Origin of the sequence: Butyrivibrio sp. INlla16 (assembly GCF_900104155.1) — a bacterium.
In the GTDB taxonomy this organism is placed as follows: Bacteria; Bacillota; Clostridia; order Lachnospirales; family Lachnospiraceae; genus Butyrivibrio.
In genome coordinates, this window is sequence record NZ_FMYB01000093.1 from 1 (window position 1) to 7,352 (window position 7,352).

The 7,352-nt window shown below is 39.5% G+C and carries 10 protein-coding genes; 9 read left to right on the forward strand and 1 reads right to left on the reverse strand.

The window, feature by feature from the left end:
• The first annotated feature begins 80 nt into the window (after positions 1 to 80).
• The 6 genes from BLR42_RS21330 to BLR42_RS23745 all read left to right on the forward strand — a co-directional run bounded on the left by BLR42_RS21330 (position 81) and on the right by BLR42_RS23745 (position 3,346).
• The gene (locus tag BLR42_RS21330; RefSeq protein WP_170832929.1) at positions 81 to 569 is read left to right on the forward strand and encodes an MATE family efflux transporter; all 489 of its coding nucleotides are present in this window, start codon (positions 81 to 83) and stop codon (positions 567 to 569) included.
• A gap of 99 nt (positions 570 to 668) precedes the next feature.
• On the forward strand, positions 669 to 1,670 hold the full coding sequence (locus BLR42_RS21335; RefSeq protein ID WP_091873587.1) for an alpha/beta hydrolase: 1,002 nt from the start codon (positions 669 to 671) through the stop codon (positions 1,668 to 1,670).
• Positions 1,670 to 1,906 carry a hypothetical protein gene (locus tag BLR42_RS24020; protein ID WP_330387422.1) on the forward strand — a complete coding sequence of 79 codons (237 nt, stop codon included), beginning with the start codon at positions 1,670 to 1,672 and terminating at the stop codon, positions 1,904 to 1,906. Before BLR42_RS21335 ends, BLR42_RS24020 begins: the two co-directional genes overlap by 1 nt.
• Positions 1,903 to 2,172 carry an acyltransferase gene (locus tag BLR42_RS24155; RefSeq protein ID WP_334292772.1) on the forward strand — a complete coding sequence of 90 codons (270 nt, stop codon included), beginning with the start codon at positions 1,903 to 1,905 and terminating at the stop codon, positions 2,170 to 2,172. The genes BLR42_RS24020 and BLR42_RS24155 overlap by 4 nt, the downstream gene beginning before the upstream one ends.
• Before the next feature lie 13 nt (positions 2,173 to 2,185).
• Positions 2,186 to 2,728, forward strand: a complete 543-nt coding sequence (locus BLR42_RS21345) for a flavodoxin family protein (RefSeq protein WP_091873590.1) — start codon at positions 2,186 to 2,188, stop codon at positions 2,726 to 2,728.
• A gap of 12 nt (positions 2,729 to 2,740) precedes the next feature.
• The gene (locus BLR42_RS23745) at positions 2,741 to 3,346 is read left to right on the forward strand and encodes a cyclophilin-like fold protein (protein WP_091873592.1); all 606 of its coding nucleotides are present in this window, start codon (positions 2,741 to 2,743) and stop codon (positions 3,344 to 3,346) included.
• A 6-nt stretch (positions 3,347 to 3,352) separates the two neighbouring features.
• Here BLR42_RS23745 and BLR42_RS21355 read toward each other — a convergent pair whose 3' ends face one another.
• Positions 3,353 to 4,282, reverse strand: a complete 930-nt coding sequence (locus tag BLR42_RS21355; RefSeq protein ID WP_091873594.1) for a LysR family transcriptional regulator — start codon at positions 4,280 to 4,282, stop codon at positions 3,353 to 3,355.
• A gap of 197 nt (positions 4,283 to 4,479) precedes the next feature.
• Between BLR42_RS21355 and BLR42_RS21360 the strand changes: the two genes are divergently transcribed.
• The 3 genes from BLR42_RS21360 to BLR42_RS21370 all read left to right on the forward strand — a co-directional run bounded on the left by BLR42_RS21360 (position 4,480) and on the right by BLR42_RS21370 (position 7,077).
• Complete coding sequence (locus BLR42_RS21360; RefSeq protein ID WP_091873597.1) at positions 4,480 to 5,097, forward strand: nitroreductase family protein; 618 nt, start codon at positions 4,480 to 4,482, stop codon at positions 5,095 to 5,097.
• A 227-nt stretch (positions 5,098 to 5,324) separates the two neighbouring features.
• Positions 5,325 to 6,641, forward strand: coding sequence for an erythromycin esterase family protein (locus tag BLR42_RS21365; protein WP_091873599.1), 1,317 nt, complete (start codon positions 5,325 to 5,327; stop codon positions 6,639 to 6,641).
• Positions 6,642 to 6,675: 34 nt separating this feature from the next.
• The gene (locus tag BLR42_RS21370) at positions 6,676 to 7,077 is read left to right on the forward strand and encodes a cysteine hydrolase family protein (RefSeq protein WP_091873601.1); all 402 of its coding nucleotides are present in this window, start codon (positions 6,676 to 6,678) and stop codon (positions 7,075 to 7,077) included.
• Positions 7,078 to 7,352: the final 275 nt, after the last annotated feature.

The window sequence follows — 7,352 nt, forward strand, 5'->3', positions numbered from 1 at the left end:
ACAGCTACACTTTAAGGAAAACCAGGTGGCTTTTCAAGTATATATAGTTATGTTGTTAAAGGTACATGGGCTTCACACATATGCCAGAAGCCTCACTTATTCCTATAGTTGCGTATAACTACGGCGCAAGGAACAAATCCCGCATCAGTGCCTCAGTAGAATGGGGAGTTATCTATGGCATAGCTTTGTTTATCGCATTTTTCATGCTGCTGGAGCTTCTTCCGGTGCAAATGCTGGGCCTGTTTGATGCTTCAAAGCACATGATGGAAATTGGAATTCCTGCCATCAGAATTTTGGCTGTTGCATATCTGATTTCTATTCCAAGCCTTGTTTTTGCAGCAGCTCTTCAGGGACTATCCCAGGGAACAAGGAGCATGTATATAACAATGCTCCGCCAGGCCATATTCCCGCTTGCCTTTTCATTTCTGCTTAGCAGAACGGGACAGCTTCAGGTAGTCTGGACAGCGTTTATTCTCGCAGAACTTCTTGGAATTCCTGTAGCATGGTTCCTGTGGAGGAAGAGCTTTAATGAGTCTGTTTCGGCAGAGCCTGAGTTTAGTAATGTATGACAATTCATCACCTTTGGCTCCTGTTTTGAGGAATAACAAAATCGTCAAAGCCAATAAAAATCGTATTTTCAGGCTTGACAGAATAGGAAGGATAATAAAATGATCAAAAATGAAGAACTAAACCTTGTAACCGAGTGGGATAAGACCTTTAAGAAAAGTGATAAGGTAGACCACAGCAAAGTCACATTTGTAAACAGATATGGAATCACCCTTGCAGCAGATATGTATGTTCCCCAAAATCCAGAAGGTAAGCTTCCGGCTATTGCCGTATGTGGACCTTTTGGTGCAGTAAAGGAGCAGTGTTCAGGTTTCTATGCTCAGACAATGGCAGAGAGAGGATTTCTGACAATAGCATTTGACCCGTCATTCACAGGAGAGTCCGGAGGAAATGTGAGATATATGGCATCTCCGGATATCAACACAGAAGATTTCATGGCGGCAGTTGATTTTCTCTCCTTGAATGAGAAGGTTGATCCTGACAGGATTGGAATCATCGGTATCTGTGGCTGGGGAGGAATGGCTGTAAACACAGCAGCTCTTGATACAAGGATCAAAGCGACTGCAGCTATGACAATGTATGACATGACAAGAGTAAATGCCAAGGGATATTTTGATTCCGAGGACAGTGAAGAAGCGAGATATCAGAAAAAAGCAGCTATGTGTGCTCAGAGACTTGAGGACATTAAGACTGGCGAATATAAGCTTGGCGGTGGAGTAGTAGATCCAGTGCCTTCGGATGCACCTTTCTTTGTAAAAGACTATTATGACTACTACAAGACTGACAGAGGTTATCACAAGAGAAGCCTTAATTCCAACGGTGGATGGAATGTTATTGGCTGTGAGTCTTTTGTTAATCAGCCAATCCTTAAGTACTCTAATGAGATAAGGAGCGCTGTTTTACTTGTTCATGGAGAAAAGGCGCACTCTTGCTATTTTTCTAAGGATGCTTATGCAGATATGATCAGAGACAGCAAGTATGCAGATAACAAGGAACTTATGATAATTCCTGATGCTGTACATACAGATTTATATGATGGCGGTGATAAGGATTATATTCCTTTTAACAAGTTGGAGAGCTTCTTTAAGGAGAATCTGAAGTAATGATAACGGTTGAAGAAATACTGGAATATCTTAATTCGAACAGAATAGAGGATATGACAGAGGAAATGCATGAATGTTCCATGAGGCAGAGCCAGGCTGCCATAAAGCAGACCATGGAATTAAATACAAAGTATCACACACCGGAAGAAACATTCACATCGGAAAAAATGTATTCATCAATTCCGGATGCAGCTTCCAGGATCAGGGTGGTATCTATATTGGTGATAATACCTTGATAGGTCACAGAGTTGTCCTTGCCACTTTGGATCATGATTTGAATCCTTATGACAGGCACCTTCTGTGTGCACCGATACATATAGGAAACAGAGTTTGGATTGGAGCAGGAGCGATAATTACAAGAGGTGTGACAATTGGTGATGGAGCTGTAATTGCAGCCGGAGCTGTTGTAACAAAAGACGTTGAGGAAAACACTATTGTAGGAGGTGTTCCTGCAAAATTTATCAAGAAGATAGAGAATGTTGAACCGATAGAAAAGAAATAGAGGATGGGATGATATGAGTAAAGTGTTAGTGATTTCTACAAGTCTTCGTGCAAAGAGTAATTCCGACATACTTACGGAAAAGCTTATAGAGGGAGCAAAAGCTTCAGGTCATGATGTGGAATATATAGGCCTAAAAGGGAAAAATATCGGTTTCTGTATAGGTTGTCTTGCCTGTCAGAATACCCAGAAATGTGTCATTAAGGATGATGCTGCTGAGATTGCAGAAAAAGTAAAGAATGCAGATACCCTTGTATTTGCAACTCCGATTTATTATTACGAGATGAGCGGTCAGATGAAAACTCTTTTGGACAGACTCAATCCACTGTATCCTTCAGACTATAAGTTCAGGAATGTATATATGCTCTCTGTTGCGGCTGAGGATGAAGAGTTTGTGCCTAAAAAAGCTGAAAGTGGACTTCAGGGATGGATTGACTGCTTTGAAAAGGCTCAGTTTTCAGGCTCCTTGTTCTGCGGTGGCATAGGTGATATGGGTGAGGCATCCGGGAAAACAGAAGAGTTAAACGAAGCCTTCGAATTTGGTAAAGCTCTAAAATAAAGGAAGTCTGCGATGAAAACGAAATTGATTATGATGACACTCTGTGTGTTCATGATGCTTTGTACCAGCGCATGCTCAGGTGATACTAAGACACCATATGAAAACTATGATTCGAGCGCTGCAATTTCTGAATCAGAAGATATAGAAGCAGAAAGTACAGAGGAAATCGTTTTATCAGAAGACATAGAAACATATCACACAGAAGAAACTGATAATCAAGTTGTTGAGAGTGACACTTCTTCTGATGATACGGGTATTGGAGAAAAAACTATGATAATGAAAATTGGTGATATTAAAGTAAATGTAGATTGGGAAAATAATCAGGCAGTAGACGCACTGCGAAATATGGCTGAAAAAGGCGATGTCATAATTCAGATGTCAATGTATGGCGGATTTGAGCAGGTGGGATCTATAGGTCAGAGTCTTCCAAGAAATGACAAACAGACGACAACATCATCAGGGGATATAGTTCTTTACTCAGGGAATCAAATGGTTGTGTTCTATGGGTCTAATAGCTGGTCATACACACGGTTAGGTCACATATCTGATAAGGATGAGGCTGGCATGACTGAGTTGCTTTCAAATGGCGATGTTACAATAACTATTAGCATGGGATAGGGATTATTAAAGTAGAAATAAATTGGTACAAAAAACGGTGGCTATTGCCGCAATCTGTATAAATTCATATTCCATAGAGCTTTTATCTTTAAGAACAGTTGATTTACTGTATATTCCAAAAGGGGCGTGAGGAGATTCTTCCCATTTAAATGTGACAAGATCCTTATGCTGTAGTATTTCGTAACCTGCGAGGAGAGCATAGCCATAGTTTGCCAGAAGAAGACTATATGCTTCAGTGGCATTTGCACATATTGCATTATCTACTTCTTCATTTACAGGTATGATATATCGCCTTCTTGAAAAGAGGTTCCTTATTAGATATGGAGGGACAGAAATAATCTGACGGTACTCCCATAAATCTTTGGTGGTTACCGTCTTTTTTTTATGTGATTTTAATTCTTTTGCCAGAATGTGGTCTTTATTTATTACGCAATATAATTCTTCATCATATAACTTGGTAAAATGAATATTGGAATCTTTGAATTTGGCATCCTTCATTCCTACTATTAAATCCAGTTGGCTGTTTGAAAGACGACTTAGGTTGGCATCAGTCTGATCCTGGGTAAACTCCGGAATCACATTTGGTTTTGATACAAATAAAGGTTTAAGAATCCGACTTATAAGATATATTGTATGCGGATCCATATAGCCGATTTTAAGACTGTGGAGATCCCGCTGCTGATAATTGGATATACGTTCTTTGGAGTGATAGAAGGTATCAATTATTGTATTTGCATCCGTAAGAAATGCTGTGCCGGCCTTTATCAGTATAACGGATCTGGTGGTTCTGTTGAAAAGCTTGCAGTTTAGTTCTGTTTCCAGAGACTGAATTTGTTTTGATACGGCTGGTTGTGTGAGACCGAGCTGTTCTGCGGTTTTCATATAATTCAGGGTACCTGCCAGGCTGATAAAACATTCGAGCTGAGATGTTGTCATAGTATTCTCTTTCTATATTATTAATATTCTCGGTTAAATATTTATTCCATTTATTTATAAATAATAACATATATTCATTTCATAGTATATAAGTTTAATGATAAGATAAAGCTATGAACATGAATAGTAAAACGTGGATATTAACGATAATCGCGATTGAAGTTTCTATACATAGTAGTTAGAGATGGAGGATAAAAATGGATTTTTATGAAGTTATAAATTCAAGACATAGTATAAGAGATTTTGCAGATGAGAGTATTCCAAAGGATATAATGGAGAGAATAGTAAGGGCGGCATATACGGCGCCTGCAAATGACCATTTCAGAGATTGGCATTATGTAGTGGTAACAGATAAGGAGATTATGAAAAATGTTATAGAAGGGGTTCCCAAGAATCTGACTGTGAAGGATGTGGATGCTATGACATTTATCTCTGATCCCGTTCAGAAGGAGAGCTATCAGATTGCAGTGCCTAAACAGTATAGAATGTTAATCGATGCTGCCGCAATCATCATTCCACTGATGAAGAAGAAAGTGGATATTCTAAATCCTTCCTGCCTGTCGGATCTTAACTGTTATGCCTCAGTTTGGTGTGGTATAGAAAATGTGTGGCTTGCGGCTGTGGCAGAAGGATATGGATGCAATGTCAGAATTCCACTGGGAAATGAAGAGACTGTAGCGAAAGAAGCTTTAAATATACCTGATGATTATATGATTCCTTGTTTTATCGGAGTTGGCCGCCCTGCTGAAACGGCTGTTTATACAAAGCAGATAGATGTGGATTATGATACGCAGATACATTGGGAAATGTTCTAAGTAGGGATGAAAACGGATGGAAAAAAGCGAGCTTCATGAGGAAGATACTACATTCTTCGTACAAGGAAAGTTCTTTGAAGAAAATCACAATGAAGAATACATGATTCAAGCTATAACGCATGCATGATTCGCAACGAAAATTAAGTGTAAAACAGACCTTTATCAGTGTAACTGATAGGGTCTGTTTTTTGCTGTGGTAATGTATTTTTGAAATGGAGGATATAGTGATGGAAAAGAAAAATAGAAAACCGATCAGATTGATCATTGTTACCGGAATATTACTGATAATGGTTACCTGTAGCCTGGGCTATGCCCATTTAGGAGGATTTAGTACAGGGAAAAGCGCGGATATAGATGAATTTGCAAAGTATGCAGAGAAAATCACAGGTGATAAACTTCCCAGTATAGATGTTCCTGAAGGTACTCGTATTGTTGCGCTTGGTGAAGCAACACACGGTAACAAGGAGTTTCAGGAACTAAAGAAACTTGTATTTCAGGACATGGTAGAAAACAAAGGAATAAGAGCATTTGTTTTGGAGGCAGACACCGGTGGCTGTGAAGCTATAAACCGTTACATCCATGGAGGGGAGGGAACTTTGGAAGAAGCAACCGAAACTCTTGGATTTCAGATTTACAGAACAGATGAGATGGCTGATCTCATATCCTGGATGAGATCTTACAATGAGACGGCTGTAGAAGGACAGGATATACGATTCTATGGATTCGACATGCAGGATAAAGAATATGAGTTTAAATATGTCATTGAAGCGCTGACGGAATGTGGAATCAGTACCACCAAGCTTGAACAGCTAATGGATGGAGCTGAATATTCGGATGAGTTTAGATTGGAAGACAGAGAAAAGATTCTTACAGAAGTACGAGACCTTTTGTTAGAAAATCATTATCAGGCAGCAGCGCATTATGCAGATGTGCTTATACAAAACAGCAGGCTTTTTGATGAATATGAAAAAAATCCTGCAGGCTCATTTGGACTTCGTGACAGCTTTATGGCAGAGAATGCGATGTGGATTTTGGATCAGGAAGAACAGCTTGGCAACAAGATGGTCTTCCTGTCCGGACATAACGGACATATGGAACAATTTGGAACATTCCGTGGCGGAGAAGATAAGGTTATGGGAAACATTCTTGCGGATGAGATTGGCAGGGATGCATATTTCAGCATAGGAACAGATTTTTATAAAACAACCTGCAATATGCCAAAGAATGAGAAGCAGCGTACAACCTTCACAGCATATTCGCATGATCCCCTGGCAAAAGCAGCATATAAGAGTGGGAATGACGTATGTTTGCTTGACTTTTCGAAGGTTCCGGATGATTCAAGCATTGCAGCTCAGATTAATGGATATATATTCATGGGAAGCCTGGGAGATCAGTCCGTTGGAGGACTTAATAGAATAGTAATGAAAGCTATCCCTTATACCTACAGGGAATGGAGAAATCCACATGAATCATATGATGCCATGATATTTGTTTCAAATGCACACCCTACTAAGACAAAACCCAGAACAGGAGATACATTATGAAATTAACAAAACCCGAGAATAAAGGAGATCAAGTATGGAAAACAAGGCATTGGTTGTTATAGACCTTCAGAACGACATCACGAAGAACTACAAACTGATCATAGAGCGTGTAAATACAGCTATTGACTGGGCATCAGAAAATGACATGCGCGTAATCTATATAAAACATTTTAATCTGTCTGAGAAAACAAGAACCTTTAAACCCGGCAGCAAGGGAGCTGAGCTGGTACCGGAATTAAATGTAGTATCAGAGAATATTTTTGAAAAATCAAAAGCAAGTGCACTCACCTGTGAGGCGTTTTCGAACTTTATAGATAATAATGAAATAAAAGAGTTCTATATCACTGGAGCTGATGCAACGGGGTGTGTGAAATCTACAAGCTATAACCTTTCTGCCCTTGCAATTACAAAGCTTCCGGTATCTGTTTCTGGCTGAAGTTACTACTTCTGTACCATCACCTGAAAGGACGAGCTTATCCATGTCAATAAGCCCAAGATCAGATGAATGCCTAAGGAAGACATCATGGAATATCTGAAAGAGCCTTGCATAGGGAGCGTCAGTTGATAAAGGTGTAGATTTAAGCTGATTTATGAGTTCTTCCACTGAGATTTTTTCTACGGGAGCAGCTTTATCATCAGGGTTCTTAGGTTTTTCGACTTCTCTCTTCTTTAGAGGTTGTGCGTGATCTGATAAGTTGTCTTTATCGGACA